This window comes from Pseudoalteromonas sp. 2CM39R (assembly GCF_023161845.1).
Window position 1 is genome coordinate 23,924 of record NZ_JALNTM010000028.1, and the last position, 18,723, is coordinate 42,646.

Below are 18,723 nucleotides of genomic sequence, written 5' to 3' on the forward strand. Positions count from 1 at the left end.
CTCGCTTTTTTTATGGGGAAACAATGACATCAGAACAACACGCGTTTACCCAAGCTGTTGCTTTACTTCAGCAAGGTAAAGTTAACCAAGGGATAGAATTATTAAAACCGTTAACACATAACAATGAGTTTGCTGAAAAAGCGTTACAGATCCTTTTCAAAGTTGCTATGCAGCAACAAGATACTGAAACAGCCATTGCCTATTGCCAAAAACTGGTATCAATAGCTCCAAAAAAGTTTGATTATGTACTGACCTTAGTACAATTAAGTATAAGTTGTGGTGAGTTCAAAATTGCAAAAAGCGCGCTATTACCTTTATATGAGACAAATCCGCAGCAAGCTGATATTTGCTTTCAGCTAGGAAAAATAGAAAGAAAGCTTGATAACCACGATTCAGCGATGCGCTTCTTTGAACAAGCTCTAACATTATCTGAGCAGTTTAAAGCACCCGCTTTAATAGAAATTGCTTTTATGCATAATGAGCAATTACATCACCCCGATGATGCCGTACGTTACTTACAACAAGCGATTAGTCATGATGAAAATAATCTTCAAGCTCACTTTTCATTGGCAAATATTTACGAACAGCTTGGTGATAAAGAGAAAGCGAAAAAAGGCTTTCAACAGGTTTTACAAATAGATGCATTTAATGCGATGGCTCAAGCAAGGTTGGCCGATATTGAAACCTTCACTGAGCGCGATGCAATTGACTATGAACAAGCAAGCTTAGCCATTTTAAAGCGAGAGTCAGATGACATAGCGTGTGCTGATATTTATTATGCACTTGGTAAAGTATTTAATGATTGTAAAAACTATCAGAAAGCTTGGTATTATTATGTAAAAGCTAATCATTACAATAAAAAGTATTTACCAGCCTATGATCGCCAATCTGCTGAGAAGATTACTGACTACACCTTAGCACGTAATATTGCTCTGCAAGAAGCGAATAGTTCAATAACACCAATTATAATTTGCGGAATGTTTCGTTCTGGCTCAACACTAATTGAACAAATCATCAGCTCTAACGAGCAAATAGCGGCAGGTGGTGAAATTGCCTATTTACATTCATCGTTATTCAATTTGATTGGCGATGAAAAGGCACTTGTTAATAAGGCTAAAGAGCCTGAATTTATTGATGGTTATAAAGAACAATTAACTTTAAGAGCTGAAGGTGCGCTTTATGTAACAGATAAACGCCCTGAAAATTACCTTTACTTAGACATTATCAAGCAGCTCTATCCAAAAGCTAAGATTATCTGGACGGAACGAGATATTAAAGACAATAGCTTGTCAGCTTTTTTCCAGCATTTGGGTCCGAGCTTAAACTATGCTGTATCCCTTAGTGATACTCTACATCACTATGAGCAGCAGCAACGTATTAAGTCACATTGGCAGTCGTGTTTCAGTAATGATATTTTTACCCTGAATTACGATCAGCTCGTTTGCTCACCCGAGCAGATTTTAGAACAGCTGTTTAGTTTTTTAGGGCTTGAATATACTGATGAAGCCCAGCGATTTCATAATAAATCTGGCACTGTAAGTACAGCGAGTGTATGGCAGGTTAGAAAGCCACTTTATAAGTCATCCTCAGGACGATTTGCAAATTACCTTGAACACATACAGGCCGATGAAAAATCCTACCAAGATGCCAAAGCGCTGTTAAATAAGTAATTGGTAATAAAAAAGACCATCATTTAGATGGTCTTTTTTATTATTTTAAGGGCATGATATCACATGGAATAGTTAGCCGAGGGCTAGTGCTTTTTAGTTGGTATGTACCATGCCAAATATAGCTTGGAAATATAATAATTTGACCTTCCTCAGGACATATTTCACGAGCTATAGACTCACGCTCACCTAAGTTAAGACTGGTTTCTCCTAGCTTAAGCCAGCCATTTTTAGTTTCATCATCTTTACTCATCTCATTAGGAATAGAAATATAGCTCGGCGCTGATAACCAACCTTGAGGGTGGATATGATTAGCATGAAAACCGCCTTCTTCTAGTTTCACCGACCAACTACCTCTGGCAACAAAGCGTTTATGATTACGCGCTAATAGAGGGTGGTTAGCATCCTCTGGTAGCTGCATCAGGTATTGATTAATGCATTCATTCATAGATGACTTAAATAAATCAATAAGTTGGTTTGAACGGTGTAACAAGTGACCTTGTGTTTGGCTGCCACTGCGCACACTTTGATCTAATGGTTGTAGTTTATTTGTGTGAAGGCTGATCATTAGCTCCTGCAACTGCTTATTAAAATCAGCAAAGGTCTTAAAACCAGGCGGAGCAGGTAGCTCCATCACTTTAACGAATTTATCTAGGTTAGTTAACCAGTGATATTTATCATTATTTGATAGTCGCCAAGCAATACTTAAATATGCCCAAAGCTCTTGGTTGTGAGGATTAAATTTTACTGCGGTTTCTAAATGAGAGATCGCTGAGCTGTAATCGCCTTGTTGTATGTAAAAGTTTGCTAAATCAATACAGTAACGAGCATTTTGTGGGGCAGCTTTAACGAGTTGCTGAAGGAGTGAGAATGCTTTTTCTTCGTCACCTGTTCTATCTAGAATTATACTGTGTGCATGATGTAAATCTAAATTTTGTGGATGGTTTCGTGTTGCATCACTGCTTACTAATAATGCTTCTTCCAGCTTATCTAGTTGCAGTAGTTGGCCAATTTGAGAGTGGATCAGAACAGGGTTTGCATCAAAGTGTTTAAAAGTGTCTGCATATGAACTCATTAATTGGCTCTGCGAGTGTTCCCAGTAGAGCTTGTTGAGGCTTTCATGCGCTGGTACATAGTTAGGAGCAAGTTCTAAGCATGCCTTAAGGTGAGCTTGTGCTTGTTCATATTGCTGTAAATCATAGTATGTACAACCAACTATGTAATGCAACTCGGCGCTTGGTTGCTGTTTTAGAAGCATTTGCAAAAGCGCTAAGGCCTCGGCAAATTGACCTAAATTTCGATAATTACAAGCATGTTTATAAACGAAATGAAATTGCCCCTTTAATTGAGCTGGCAATTTTGTTTGAAAATACTCTTCGATACGTTGTAAGTCACCAAAGCGCTCGAAAAGTTCTAAAGTGAGCCAATGGTAACGAACGAATGTGTTCTGCGAGGGCGATGTTTTGCTCAATAAATGTTCGGCTTTTAATAATTCATCTTGATTAATTAGGCTTTCAATGTAATTAAGTCGTGGCTTTTCGAGTGATAAAGAAGCTGTGTTGTATTCACAAAACTGAATACACTCTGCATACTTTTTTTGTTTACAAAGTAGATTTGTGTAGTTGTCTAAAAGGCCAACATGATTGCTAAATTGGCTAAGGCCTTGTAAATAACACTGCTCTGCTTCAATAGTTTTGTTTACAGCTGATAAACATAAGCTATTTAATGTATACCAATCAGCGGTTTTATTTGTATGTAAAGAAAGGAGTTGTAACGCTTGCACATATTGTTGTTGATTGAATGCGTGCAAAGCTCTTTGCAATGAATTATTCACTCGTACACCCTGTTTTTGCTTTATGTTAACAGGGCGTACAGTAAAGTAAAATATTACTCTTGATTTACATCAAGGTCTTTGATTTCTACAGTACCTTTAATGCGTTCTCTTTGTTTATAAAGCTTACGAATTTTCTTCCAAACTTGTGGTGGGTATCGACCAAATTGAGCTAGCCGCTTCGTTAAGGGATCGGTGATATAGCTTCCGTCTGCTGCACGATATCCATATGTTATTCCTCCTATACCCTCTAGCGGGGCCCTGTTAATAGCAGAAGAGGCGCCATAGGCTCTATGCGTGCGATATAAATCCACGATATGCCAATCATCTATTGTAAGTTTAAACCCTTTAGATGACTCTACAGCATCTTTTAAAGAGCCATTAGTATAGTGTTCAATATGAGACTTTAAATCTTGCTCAAAGTCGTCAAACAAGGCTTCTGTTTGCTGGTAGTAGACGGATAGGTAAAGTCTATCTTTCCCTTTAATTTGCATACCTCGATTAGAATTAACAAATTCCTCACCATTGTCTGCTAGTTGGTAATACACTTTGCTTCCTACATAGGCCTCTGGGCGAAGATTTGGGCTGCCGATATTCCCTTGATGAAAGCCGTACATTACAATCGGTTTACTTTTGCCAAACTTTTTAAAGACAATGTTGTGTTGTATGTCATTCAAAGACAGGCTATGTCCCATAACAGTAATAAATTCCTCATCAAGTAATGAATTATCACCAAATAATAAATCTTCAGTACTAAAAATAGGGTAGTGTTCAATGAGTTTCTCTAATAATGCTGTGGTATATAAATTTAGCCAATAAGCCAGTTGCTCAGATAGAACCAGCTCATTAAGAGGGATTTGTTCAGGAACTTGTTCAAGGCTCAGACGTATTTTTTTAAAACCAGTTTTCAGGTTTGCCTTTACAACTTCTTCATAATAAAAACGATTTGCTTCTAAAGCTGTATCGTTATTTTTGTGTGCTCTCGTACGTGTGCCAATGCCTGATTGGCCTTTTCGAAAACCTCGGTCTGAGCGGCCTAAGTCAATAACCGTGATTTTAAGTAACTGGTCTAAATCACCATAAGATATTGTTAAATCACTATCTAAGCCGAAATCGGCAAACTCTTCTGGTAGAGTGTCTAGTTTTGCTGACGAGTGTGCAGTAAAGAAAAATGCGGTAATTAATAAGAGTGGTTTAAGCATAGCAAACTCCCTGTTCAGAAAAAGCCACCCGTCACATTCTTTTGACGAGCGGCCTTTTTATTTTAATTGTTTGAATCCAGATCCTTAATCTCAACAGAGCCACTGTTGTCTTGGCGCTTTAAGTTAAGTTTTTTGATTTTCTCTAACATTTCAGGAGAAAAACGACCAAAATCCATGGTGCGCATCATTATTGAATCTGTAATATGACTCACATTAACCGCTCCAATACCCGAGCCACTACCTTCAGGACCGATTGGTACAGCTGAGTTGCTTGCGACAGCATTAAGCATTGCTGCAGGGTTAGTTGATGCAGAACCGCCATAGTCACGGTCGGTACCATATAAATCAGTAATACTCCAATCTTCGATATCAACTTTGAAGCGTTTGGCGTATTTAACATCGCTTTTCATTTGACCTTCAGCGTAGTCTTCTAAGTGCTCACGTAAGTCACTTTCGAAATCTGAAAATAAAGACTCAGCTTGCTCATAATACTTAGATACATAAAGGCGGTTTTTACGTTTAATTTGCATGCCTCTATTTGAGTTTACAAATTCCTCTCCATTTTCAACAAGTTGATGGTAAACCTTGCTACCTTTATACGCTTCATCTCGAAGGTTTGGGCTACCAATGTTACCTTGATAAAAGCCATACATAACTATCGGCTTTTTTTTACCAAATTTTTCGAAAACAATTTTATGTTGAATATCATTGAGTGAAAGTTTGTAACCGGCAACGGTTAAAAACTCATCTTCTAAAATCGAATCATCACCAAATAGAAGGTCTTCTGTATCGCGAATAGGGTAGTGTTCAATTAATTTTTCGACCATGGCTGTATTATATAGGTTAAGCCAGTAAGCTAACTGCTCGTCTAGGCTTAAATCATTCAGCGACACTTCGCTAGGTACCTTCTCTAAGCTAACTCTAATCTTGTGAAAGCCATCTTTTATCTCTGATTTAGAAACACCTTCGAAGAAAAAACGATTGGCTTCAAGCGCAGTATCGTTGTTTCTGTGCGATTTCATGCGAGTGCCAATGGAGGATTGAGATTTGCGAGAGCTTCGGTCTGACATCCCCATGTCGATAACAGTCATTTCAAGTAAGTTATCAAGGTCCTCATACGAAATTTTAATATCTCGATTAAGGCTAAAGTCTGAAAATTCTTCTGGTAGTTCATTTATTTTTGCATACGAAGAAAGTGAGCAAAACGTAAATGCAATTAGTAATAATTGTTTAAACATGATTTTTCCTTGTTGTTTTAACAATCTTACTATCAGTGATTGTTACAGTTTTTTCAAGTTTATATGTACCGAATTTGTTCTGGTTTTACTTATTTATCTTCAGAAAATATAAGGGGTTAAATGTTTTTCTGCACTTTCCGTTAGTTATTGCTGGTTAATAGAATGTTCATTCTATTAACTTTTGCATCATTTTGTCCTTTTTCTGCATGTACCATTCATTTTGACCATATTTGTTGTGGTTTCATCTTAATTGCAAGGTCTTAAAATTTTATTTTTTTATTTTTAAAGATAAAAAATACCATTTATCAGTGTTGAGTTTTGTTGCGGAAATTGCAATTAATGATGGGTTTTGTTTTAGTACCCATATTAATACTAAAAAATTAAATTCTTTTTGACCTTTGTAACTTGTTGTAAGTATTGCTGTGCCTATTGTATTTAAAGGGGTTTGAAGGTGTTAATTATGTTTTATTATTTTGGTTAGTGTTTTATTTATTGTTAAAAATTGAACTTTTGAGTTAGCGAAGTGTTGACCTTTAAGAGTGGCGAGTATTATTATCAAAGCTCAAAATTAATGCCTAATATGCATTTTTTTTGAATAACTATAAATATTCCATGAATAACATGGTCCAGGGAGAATCAAATGTTAAATAATAAAGTTTCAAAAGCTGTTCGCTTAGCGGTCGCTTTTGGCGCAGCTTCTACAGCTGCATTTTCTGCAAGCACATTTGCTGCAGATGAAGAAAACGCAGAAAAAGTTGAGCGTATCCAAGTTACTGGTTCACGTATCAAGCAGGTAGATCTTGAGAACAGCTCTCCAGTTACCGTTTTATCAGCGGCAGAAATCAGCCTTTCAGGTGAGCCTACAGTTGCTGACGTTTTAAATAACCTTGCTTCTAACTCTTTCGGTTCTTGGAAAGGTGTATCTGGTTACGGTGCTGGTGGTGCAGCTTCTTCTAACATTAACTTACGTGGCCTTGGTTCTGACGCGACACTTGTATTATTAGATGGTCGTCGTATGCCTGGTACAAGTTCATCTTCTGGTTCATCGGCTGATACATCAATCATTCCAATGGCAGTTGTTGAGCGTGTTGAAATCCTTCGCGATGGCGCATCAGCTGTTTATGGTTCATCTGCTGTTGCTGGTGTAATCAATATCATCACTAAAAAAGACTTTGATGGTGTTAGCGTAAAATACGATTACGAAGTACCTAAAGTTGAAGGTGGCGAAAGCAAAACTTTCTCAATTACTTCAGGTTACACATCTGAAAAAGGTAACATCATCTTCACGTATGAAAACTCACGTGACAATGCAATCTTCGACAAAGAAATTTGGGCGATGGACGATCCGACTTACGGTGCTTACAGCGGTTATAGCCATGTTCCAAACTACCGAATCGGTGGTGCGGGTAGCTATATCTCTAACCCTGAGCTTTGTGACCAAACAGCTGACGTCGTAAATTCTATGGATGAGAACGGCGTTGGTGGTTGTTTATACAACTACGGTAACGTTACAAAATTCTACCCAGACGTAGAAAACAACTCATTCTTAACTAACTTTAACTATGAATTGACTGACAACATTCGCTTTGTTGGTCGTGCAATGGCAAGTTTCAACGAAACAAACTCTCGTTACGCAGGTACGCCAGTATCTACCGGTGCAGTTTGGATGGATGCTGACAACCAATATAACCCAGAAGATGAAGATATCCGTCTTTACATGCGTTCTGTGCCAATTGGTAACCGTGATACAAAAACAGAAGTTGTAACTACAGACATCGTATTAGGTCTTGAAGGCTTCACTGATATTGGTAATGGTTTTGATTGGGAAATCAACTATCAAAACAGCATCTCTAAAACAAATGTTTTTGGTAGCAACCTAGTTAATGACGTAATGTTACAAAGCGCAATTGACTCTGGTGAATATGATATTCTTAACACTACTGGCATGAGCTACGAAGAGTGGAATACTCAACTTACAGACTTATACCAATATGCAGCGCATACAGGTACTTATGAAGGTCGTTACGAAAGCCAACAAATTGATGGTTTAGTGTCTACTACATTCGTTGATAACGGTGATTTCGTTATTGCTGGTGTTGTTGGTGCAGAATTTGAAGAAATTGATTTCACTCAAGTATCTGACCCTGAGTCTGCAAATGGTTTCATCTCAGGCGGTTCAGGCGGCGATGACGTATATGCAACTCGTGACCGTACTGCTGCATACATGGAAATTCAAGCAAGCCTACCTTACGAAATTGATGTAACTGTTGCTGGTCGTTATGAGAAATACGAACAGTCAGGTATGACTAACCTTGGTGAAAAGAGCACTACATTTGATAAGGTTGTTCCAAAAGTAGGTGTTACTTGGCGCCCAACTGACACATTATTAATCCGTGGTTCTTGGGGTGAGTCTTTCCGTGCTCCTAACATGGGCGAAATGTTCCAGTCTTATGCATTAAGCTTCCCAACTGTTCGTGATACAGCATGGTGTGATGCTAACCCTGGTCAATCATTAGAAGGTTATTGTTCTGACGCTGGTGAGCAAGTAGCGACATGGTTCGGTGGTAATGCAAACCTTACTGAAGAAACGGGTGACTCTACGACGCTTGGTTTCGTATGGGATATCGTTGATGGCTTAGCAGTAGAATTAACTTACTACGATATCAGCTACGAAAACCGTATCGATGACGTAAGCACAACTGAACTTCTACGTATTGAACAAGAAGAAGGTGGTTTAGGTTCTACACCAGATGCTATCGACCGTGCTAATGGTACTGGCCAAATTGATTACATCTACACAGGTTATATCAATAAAGCATCACTACAAACGTCTGGTTTCGATTTCTCAACTCGCTATAAGCATGAAACTAGCTTCGGTGACTTTGGCGTAATGCTAAACGTTTCAAAAGTTATGGAGTTTGAAGAAAAAGCTGATAAAGATGCAGAACCGTTTGATTATGCTGGTCTTCAAGACTACCCAGATTGGAAAGCTGATTTAGGTGTTAGCTATTCTTATGAAGATTACAGTGCTTCTTGGACTATGTTCTACGTAGGCGCTCAAGAGTCAGGTAACGAAGAGTGGGGTGTTGATTACCTTGCTGACGTTCCTTCATACTTCAAGCATAATGCTCAGTTCACATACACTGCACCAACAAATACTAAAATTTCTGTAGGTGTTAACAACGTATTTGATAAGAAAGCACCTTCTTGGTATGACGGCTTCCGTGATTACCGTGATTCAAGCTGGTCATTATACGATCAAACAGGTCGTTCAATGTACCTTCGTTTAGAACAAAAATTCTAAGCTAAAATAATTAGTATAAGCTCTTAAAACCCTGCTGTAGCAGGGTTTTTTTATGCAAAGTACTAAGTTATAAATAACCCAAACATTTATCGTCATAATTAAAGGGAATATTAAAATGAAAATAATATGGTTTTTACTTTTGAGTAGTTTGCTCAGTTTATCTATGAGTGTCGGCTCCAAAACGCAAGACATCCCAATTGAGGACTTCTTTAAAACACCTAAATTTTCTAATTTGCAACTTTCTCCAAATGGTAAGTACCTTGCGGTTTTATCGCCAATTAACGAGCGTAGAAATATTGTTGTAATGGAAGTTGATGGCTTTAAAAATGCGAGGCCAATAACAAAGTTTGATGAGCAAGATATCAATAGTTTCTCTTGGGCGAATAATGATGACATTATTTTTACACTAGACAGTAATGGTAATGAAGCATTCAGTATTTATACAATTGATGCCCATAAGAAACGTGCGAAGGTCGTGCAGTTAGTCGGATCAAAAGTTGGCGCATCAGGTATCCGCTCTGCATCAGTTGTGCATTTATTACCAGATGATCCGAAGCATATTCTGGTGCAATATAACGGCCGAAACATTGTTGCTCCAGATTTATATAAACTGCCAATCGACAGCCGTTGGGATCGTAAACACGAACGTAATTACAAGATGCACTTACTTGCAAAGAACCCTGGTAACGTTCAGGGGTGGATGCTTGATCATGATGGTGAGGTACGTGGCGCTTTAACGATTGAAGGTTTAAAAGGTACTTTACTATATAAAGGAAAAGGCGAAGAAAAATTCAGAGTATTACGAGAGTACAATGCCGAAGAAGCAAATATTGAACCATTGGCATTTGATTTCGATAATAAAAGGTTGTTCGTCGCTTCTGATTTAGGTCGTGATACCAAAGCTGTTTTTTATTTCGATCCAGAAACGAATAAGTTAGGCGAACAAATTTTTGCCCATGATAACGTTGATGTTACATCGCTTAGCTTTTCGAGAAAGCGTAAAAAGCTTACTTCAATTAGTTTTTATGACAAATACCCTGAAGAAGTATACTTCGATGAACAGACTGCAAAAATGATGACCTCATTAAAGCAGGCATTTCCCGATAAAGTTGTGACAATTACCAGTCGCTCTGATGATGAAGTGCTCAATATTGTCTATGCAGCGAGTGACACTGATCCCGGCCAATATTATTTATTCAATAAAAATGACAATAGCTTAAAAGCATTATTAAGCCCAATGTCATGGATAGATCCTAAAGCGATGTCGCCGATGCAGCCTATCAAATTTAAAAGTAGAGATGGTTTAACATTAAATGGTTATATCACAATACCTAAAAACTCATCGGGTAAACTGCTACCTCTCATCGTAAATCCACATGGTGGTCCCTTTGGAATTCGAGATTATTGGGGATTCAATCCTGAAGCCCAGTTTTTTGCAAGTAGAGGCTATGCCACAGTTCAAGTTAACTTTAGGGGGTCTGGCGGTTATGGTCGCAAATTCCAGCAAGCGGGCTATGGTGGTAAATGGGGCGCTGAAATGCAAAATGATATTACAGATACCGTTAAATATTTGGTTTCAGAAGGTATCGCAGATGCGAATAAGGTCTGTATTTATGGCGCGAGTTACGGTGGCTATGCCACAGTAGCAGGCCTTGCGTTTACACCTGAACTTTATAAATGCGGAATAGATTACGTTGGCGTAACAGATGTGTCTTTATTATTTGATACATTACCAAAGCATTGGGAGTCACAACGTGAAGTGCTTGAAATGCAGATTGGTGATCCATCAGATGAAGCACTAATGAAACGAATGTCACCGTTGCAACATGTTGATAAAATTAAAGCGCCACTAATGATAGTGCAAGGTGCGAAAGACCCGCGTGTAGTTAAGCAACACGCAACTGATTTACGCGATGCACTGGCAAAAAAAGGAGTAATTTTGTCAGATGATGAATGGATAATGAAAGAAAATGAAGGTCATGGCTTTCAGAAGCAAGAAAATAAAGTTGAGCTTTACACAAAAATGGAAAAGTTTTTGGCTAGATATTTGAAATAATAAATTATCAAAAAAATACAAAAAACCCAGAAATTAAGGCTCAAACCTTATTCTGGGTTTTTTATTGTTTCGAATATATAAACTAATGTGAAATATATGTAATCAAATTTTTCTTTAATCTTATATACACCTGAAACTTAAAATTTACATTGAAAAACAATGGTTAAAAAACTGTTGACCAAAAGTTGTCCCTAATATTAGTATTTAATTCCCTTATGAGGTACTAGTACCTCTTTAAGGGGTAAAATAAATTAATAAAGTCATAACATGGATATGACCAGGGAGAATCAAATGTTAAATAATCAAGTTTCAAAAGCAGTTCGTTTAGCGATTGCTTTTGGTGCAGCGTCAACTGCTGCATTTTCAGCTTCGTCTTTTGCTGCTGAAGAAGAAGGTGTAGAAAAAGTTGAGCGAATCGAAGTTACAGGTTCACGTATTAAACGAACTGACCTTGAGGGTGCAAACCCTGTTGTTGTAATCGACCGTGCATCTTTAGATAATTCAGGTCAATTAAGTGTTGCAGACGTATTAAACCGTTCAACATTTAACTCATTTGGTTCGATTCAACCATCATCAGGTAGTACTGCGCAAAGTCAGGCAACAGTAAACTTACGTGGTTTAGGCTCTTCAAGAACACTTGTTTTAATTAATGGTAAGAAAATGCCAGGTTCACCTGTTATGGGTGGTGGTGCAGCTGACTTAAATACCATTCCTTTTGCTGCTGTAGAGCGCATTGAAGTTATGGGTGATGGCGCATCTGCGGTATATGGTTCTGATGCGATCGCCGGTGTAGTTAACATTATTTTAAGAAAAGATTTTGAAGGTGTTCAAGTTCAGGGTCGTATGGGTACTCCGAGCCGTGATGGCGGTGGTGATGAGTCATCATTCTCAATTATCACAGGTCTTAAATCAGAAAACTCTAACCTAGTATTCAGCTATGAGCATGATGAGCGTGATATTATTTTTGCTCGTGATCGTTGGTTCTCACGTGCAACAGACGATGGCTCAGGTACATACGCTGGTACAACAGGTCAAAGCTGGTATGGCCGTAACATTCTAGATATGCAAACATTTGAGTTTAACCCAATGATCACTGGTCAAGACTGTTCTCAGTACGGTGATTCATTTGCTTATCATAATGATGCACCAGATTTCCCTGCTGATGACGGCTGCCACTATGATTATACTGCTGTTGCTGCTGACGCTGCTTCAACAAAGCGTGACTCAGTATTTGTTAACTTTGATTATGACATCAATGATGATTTAATCTTTAACTTCCGTTCATTACATTCGCGTAATGAAAGCTTTGGTCGTTTCGCACCAGCAGCAGGTTGGTTTACATTCCCTATCGCGCTTGCTGAAGACACAGAAAAAGGCTTAATGGCTGTTAATGAAGGCGACCGTGGTTATTACCGCTTTAATAACGTAGGTACTTCACGTGATACTTGGCAAGTTAGCAACATGGCTGATTGGAGTGCATCTTTAAATGGTATGGGTGATATGCTTGATTGGCATGTAGATGCACACTATAACCGTTATGAAATGAACGAGTGGGGTCAAGGCTATGTTCATCGCCCAAGCGTTGAAAATGCGATCATTGATGGTTGGGATCCACGTGACCCAGATCAATCTGCGTATGCTACTCAATTAGCAAATATTGCTGCAAATAGTAACCGTCGTTCTGGTAGTACATTACGTGAAGTAACTGCAGGTGTAAGCTTCAATGAGTTAGCTACTTTACCTGCAGGTGAACTAGGCCTATATGTTGGTGCAAGCTACCGTGAAACTGATTACTTTGACCAAGCGGAAGCTCAAAACGAAGCGAAAAACATCATTGGTACTGCTGGTGGTTCAGCGTCAGGTGACCGTACAGAATCAGCTGTATTTGCTGAAATGTTAATCCCTGTAGTAGACACATTAGAGTTAAACTTAGCTGCTCGATATGATGATTACAGCGATGTAGGCTCGTCATTTGTTCCTAAAGTTTCACTTAAATATCAGCCATTTGATGAGTTAGTTTTACGTGCTGCTTGGGGTGAAGGTTTCCGTGCTCCAACGCTGGAAGATCTATATAAAGCACCACAAGAGTCAGCTTCATCAGCTAAAGATGTTGTGGTATGTACATCAGCAGGTACATCACGTTCTGATTGTCGTACTCAACAACATACAACTTACTTCATCGGTACTGATTCATTAAAACCTGAAGAATCAGAAAGTGTAAGTTTCGGTATGGTTTATAACATCACTGATAATATCGATATGTCAGTTGATTACTATGATATCGAAATCACTAACCAAGTTAGCTCGTTATCTACACAAGACGTATTTGACCTTGAGTTAGCTGGTCTTTTAGGTGACCCTGAAGATCCAAATGATAACGCTGCTGGTTATGACCAAGTATCTGTAGACCGTGGTGGTAATCCAACAGGTCGTTCGTTACTTGTTACTGCACCAATGGCTAACATCCCTGGTTTCTCTACAGATGGCTTAGATTTCAAACTTAACGCAGTATTTGACTTAGGTGGCGCAGGTTTACTTCGCTCTAAGTTTGCTTGGTCAGAAGTACTTAGCTATGAAGAGCCAGATATCATCGGTTACCCTAACGTTGATAAAATTGGCCGTGCTGGTTTACCAGAAAGAAGAATCAGCTGGGGCTTAACATGGGATATCGAAGCTCACATGTTAAACGTAAATTGGAACCACATTGCTTCTACAGCTGAAGAAACTGAAGATGCAAATGATGAAGGTACTAAGTTCAAAGCAGTTGGTGAGTTATCTTCGTATAACATCATCGATATTAACTACACTTACGCAACTCCTTGGAATCTTGATCTAACACTAGGTGTTAATAACTTAGCTGATAAAGATCCAGTATTGAACTCTGAATTAGACTACGACGATACTCTTTATAGCCAAGTTGGTCGTCTGTACTATGCAGGTTTCAAATTTAAGTTCTAAACGAACGATTTAAATACATGTATATTAAAACCCTGCACTTGCAGGGTTTTTTCTTTTATAAACAGATTCACTATAAGCTTTACAGTTATAAAATAATTTATTTTTAAGGTTTAATTATTTACTTAAGCTCTTGCTCAAGATTTATGTGCAGTTGTTTAAATCAATTTATGCTCTTATACTTAAAAAACCTTAATAAAAGCGATGTTTCAGTTGAGTTATTTCCATAAAATCATAGTGTTGTTTTTGACGCTGTGTCTTTCATTCGATGTCTTAGCCACACAACTCAAAGCGGGTATCGTTAACTATAATTTTTTTCCTTACCATACCCGTGATGCTGATGGGCAGTTTTCGGGGGTTATTGTTGGTTATAGTAATGAAATCGCTCGCTTGGCAGAAGCTGACCTTGAATACCGTGTTTACGACAGTTTAGACGAGTTGTTAGATGCGCTTAAAGTTGGTGAGATCGATTTTGCTGTAGGTCTAAACAAAACCGCACAACGCAAAAAGCATTTTTTATTTTCAACACCCTTCATGGAAGCGCCAAGAGGCATTGTCGCAAATCAGTCTATCGCAAATGATGCTTTGAAAAACTTAGCGAGCCTGCGTTGGGTGTGCATTACGGGGAGTTCACATTGTGAATATTTAGTTGAAAATGGCGCGTTATTTATTAATCGTTTTATAAAACCCGAAGACGCCTTTAAAAAAGTAGCAGATGGCTCGTTTGATGCCTTTATGGGTGATTACTCGGTTTTATCCCACCAACTAAAAAATCGCTCTCAAGAAAACCTGAAAGTTGTAAGCCCAGTTTGGTTATCGAGCGAAACCTTGCATGTAATGTTTAATAAAAACAAAACAGCATTACGCAATCAAGTTAATTCGGTATTAGCCGCTATTTCACCAACCACGAAACAACTATGGGAAAGTTCTGCTAGTGAAGAATATTTAGCCGCTAAAGCGTATAGTCAATTTAAGCGTGACTTTAACCGTATTGATAAAAAAGAAGAAAATAATTACTTACTGACATTTTCTTTTGTCGATGGTTTATATCCAATTCATGCGACAAGTAATTTAGGAGAGGCAGACGGCTATTTAAACGATACCCTTGAGCTTTTAGCCCAGCGCAGTGACTTTCAGTTTAAGTATATACCTGCGGCTAATTCGAAAGAGTTGGAACGTCTATTTTTGGCCAATAAAATTGATTTAATTCCGACCATGAACCCCACTAAAATTGATGAGGGGGTGTTGATAGCACTGCCAGCTCATTACAGTTTAGAGATGGTGTTAATCTCTAAACGAGCAAGCCAAACTAAACGAATTGGTTATTTAGAAGCGTTTGCTGACCCTAAGCAAAAGCTTGTAACGAATGAACTCGTTGAAACGGTATCATTTGACTCAATTAAAACGCTATTTTATGCACTGAGAAATGACAACATTGATGCTGTGATATTGCCGCAAAGTATTGCGGCATACCAATTAAACCAATTCTATATTGGCGAGTTTTATATTAATCCAAAATACCGTTATACCCAGCCTATTTATTTTTTAGTCAATAAGCACTTTTCTGAGTTTGCGACTTTGCTAGATAGCTTATTTAAAACACTGACCAGCAACGATTTTAGCCATGTTGTGAACCGTCATGGCATTTTTAGTATTGAACGTGGCTACGACCGTAAAACAGTGAATACCACGGCAATTCTTATTTTAATTTTAATCGCTGTGTCGGTGATTTATTTTATTAGCTGGCGGTTAACTATTAATCGTGAAATTGCAAAGCGTAAAGAAGCTGAAGAAGTGGCATTGATTAAGCTTAACTTTACCCAAAAACTCATTGACGACTTACCCACTATGGTGGTGATACAAGATCAGCATCAAAAACGCGTTATGTGGAATCGTGCCTATAAAGAAAATTTTGCTCATTTATGGGATGAAAATAACCAATATCTGCGCGGCGATATTAAAGTCGTAAAAAAACTAATTTCACAAAATGAACAAAGTTTAAATTCAGGCAAAGTCATTAATCAGCATATTAATTACACTAACAAAGCTGGCAAAGAACTGGAGCTGCTTTACACTAAAAAGCCGTATTTGGGGTTAGATGGTGAACTAGCAGGCATCATGACAGTACTTACTGATGTTACCGAGCACCGCCATTTACAACGTGAGAATCAGTCAGTTCAACAGCTTCTGCAAACTATTACTGATACCATACCCGGCGGCGTATTCCAGTATGAGTATTATGACAATGGTGAGGGGTGTTATACCTATATAAGTAAGGGCGCGCAGAGCTTGTTAGGTGTCACTTCACGAATGATTAATCAGCGGGGTATGACGGGATGTATCTCGCCATTTATTGTTGATGAAGACCGCGTGCAAATCGCCAAAAGTTTTAAAGCAGCGACAAAGTTTAACAAACTGATTGATATTGAGTTTCGGATAAATAATCTCGGCCAGCAAATTTGGTGTCGATATATTGCTAATGCTGAAATTAATAAACGAGACGATAAGCAAGGCGTGCGTTGGAACGGGATCTTACTCGACATCAGCTTACTTAAACGTCAACAAGCAGACTTAAGTAAAGCTACTCAGCTTGCACATCAAGCTGATCTAGCAAAAAGCCGCTTTATTGCCACTATGAGTCATGAATTAAGAACGCCAATGTCTGGGGTAAATGGCTTTATAGAGTTGTTAAAATCATCCCCCCTTGATGAAGAGCAGCATTACCTCGTTGAGCACATTGACAGCTCTGTAACCAAGCTTCGCACATTAGTGGATGATATTTTATATTTTGCTAACACCACGACAGGCAATATTGAAGTTGAATTACGTGAGGTCGACCTAGAAGCACATTTATGTCGTGTTTTGCGTGCCCATGAATACCTAGCTAAGCAAAAAGGGCTTGAGTTTAACGTGATATGGCGCACAGCTGCTTATACCTTAGCTTCTGTTGACATAAGCCACTTGATGCAGGTTCTCTCTAATGTTTTAAATAACGCTGTGAAGTTTACTGAAAATGGTTCAATAAGCTGCGATGTGTTATTTGAGAAGCAGTCTTTAAAAATTGAAATATCAGATACAGGTAAAGGTATGACGGCTGAGCAGTTGGCGCATACATTTACCCCTTTTGAGCAAGCTGACAACTCAATTCAACGTCGCCATGGAGGTACAGGCTTAGGCTTGAGCTTGGCAAAGCAGCTTGTTGAAGCAATGCAAGGTGAAATATCCATTTCAAGTACTTTTGGTAAAGGTACCAATGTTTACATTGCTGTGCCACTTAAAAGCGTCAGCAAACAAAAACTGCAGGCTGTATCAGTGAATTGGGCTGTGTGTTCTCAAGACCATCAGTTATTAAATAATCTAGCTAATATGGGTGTAAAGCATCATCAATTAAGTTGGCCAATAGATATAGAGGCATTTACACAGGAAGATAATATTCTTATTGATGAAAGCTATATTAAAACGTTGTGGGGCGCTAACTGGCTGCAATCAATCAGTACTGCAACCAACAACTACATTTTAGTCGCAAGTGCAAAAAAAGAGCATAGGCCGGCTAATTGTAGCTGTCATATTTTACCTATAGAGCCATTATATCCAGATACTCTAAGAGAGCTTTTAGATAATGTACATACCAGCAATGATGAGGGGTTGGCTGCGCAAAATGCTCAGTTACATGGGCAAATATTAATTGCTGAAGATAATAAAACAAATCAATTATTACTCGAAAAACAATGCCAGAAGCTCGGTATCAAAGCAGTGATGGTTGATGACGGTATTGCTGCACTCAGAGCACTTGAAACAGGACAGTTTGATTTATTATTAACCGACTGTCATATGCCCGATTTAGATGGGTTTAAATTAACGGAGCAATTACGCAGCCAAGAAAAGTTTAAACATTTGCCAATAATTGGCTTTACCGCTGATGATTCAAAAGAATGTTTTAACAAAGCATTAAAGTCAGGAATGAATAGTGTTTTATTTAAGCCTTATAAACTTAATGAATTATATAATCGTCTAGCTGAGTTTATAGATTTAAGCTCTAATGATTTGCCTAATAGCAGTGAAGGCGTTGATATCAGTTTACAAGGTATAAAAGATAAGCAGCATTGGTTAACTGTTTTTGGTAATGAGAGTGATGCGAAAATGCTTGCCGACGTATTTATTAACAGTTTGCAAAGTGATTTAAATACTCTGCAAGAGCACTTGAAAGCTCAAAATTTAGAAAAGGTTTCTGCTGCAATACATAAACTTAAAGGCGCTATTGTTATGCTGCAATACCCACCTTTATCTGAGCTAATAGTGACAACTGAAAATACCTTTAATCAACAGCAAGATACATTAATAGTGGAACAGTTAATTACTGAGTTAAGGGATGTAATAGATAAAATAAAGCTATGGCTATAATAAAAAGATAGGATAAAAAATAAACATGGAATAGATTATTTCATTAAATCCACATATACTAGCTACTGT

At 38.2% G+C, this 18,723-nt stretch carries 8 protein-coding genes; 5 read left to right on the top strand and 3 right to left on the bottom strand.

What is annotated here, in order from left to right; genetic code table 11:
- Positions 1 to 23 precede the first annotated feature (23 nt).
- Complete coding sequence (locus MTF66_RS34215) at positions 24 to 1,670, top strand: sulfotransferase (protein WP_248529996.1); 1,647 nt, start codon at positions 24 to 26, stop codon at positions 1,668 to 1,670.
- A gap of 40 nt (positions 1,671 to 1,710) precedes the next feature.
- Here the strand turns inward: MTF66_RS34215 and MTF66_RS34220 are convergent, their stop codons facing one another.
- From MTF66_RS34220 to MTF66_RS34230, 3 genes are all read right to left on the bottom strand, one after another.
- Positions 1,711 to 3,501, bottom strand: a complete 1,791-nt coding sequence (locus tag MTF66_RS34220) for a putative 2OG-Fe(II) oxygenase (RefSeq protein ID WP_248529997.1) — start codon at positions 3,499 to 3,501, stop codon at positions 1,711 to 1,713.
- A 53-nt stretch (positions 3,502 to 3,554) separates the two neighbouring features.
- Positions 3,555 to 4,700, bottom strand: coding sequence for a DUF547 domain-containing protein (locus tag MTF66_RS34225; RefSeq protein ID WP_248529998.1), 1,146 nt, complete (start codon positions 4,698 to 4,700; stop codon positions 3,555 to 3,557).
- Between the two features lie 62 nt (positions 4,701 to 4,762).
- Entirely contained in the window at positions 4,763 to 5,938 is a 1,176-nt protein-coding gene (locus MTF66_RS34230; RefSeq protein WP_248529999.1) for a DUF547 domain-containing protein, read from the bottom strand.
- A 640-nt stretch (positions 5,939 to 6,578) separates the two neighbouring features.
- Here MTF66_RS34230 and MTF66_RS34235 point away from each other — a divergent pair.
- The 4 genes from MTF66_RS34235 (at position 6,579) to MTF66_RS34250 (ending at position 18,654) form a co-directional block, all read left to right on the top strand.
- A complete protein-coding gene (locus MTF66_RS34235; RefSeq protein WP_058583747.1) occupies positions 6,579 to 9,242 on the top strand; it encodes a TonB-dependent receptor in 2,664 nt (887 codons plus the stop codon).
- Positions 9,243 to 9,357: 115 nt separating this feature from the next.
- Positions 9,358 to 11,298, top strand: a complete 1,941-nt coding sequence (locus tag MTF66_RS34240) for a S9 family peptidase (protein WP_248530000.1) — start codon at positions 9,358 to 9,360, stop codon at positions 11,296 to 11,298.
- A 291-nt stretch (positions 11,299 to 11,589) separates the two neighbouring features.
- Entirely contained in the window at positions 11,590 to 14,256 is a 2,667-nt protein-coding gene (locus tag MTF66_RS34245; protein ID WP_248530001.1) for a TonB-dependent siderophore receptor, read from the top strand.
- Between the two features lie 243 nt (positions 14,257 to 14,499).
- A complete protein-coding gene (locus MTF66_RS34250; RefSeq protein ID WP_248530002.1) occupies positions 14,500 to 18,654 on the top strand; it encodes an ATP-binding protein in 4,155 nt (1,384 codons plus the stop codon).
- Positions 18,655 to 18,723 lie beyond the last annotated feature (69 nt).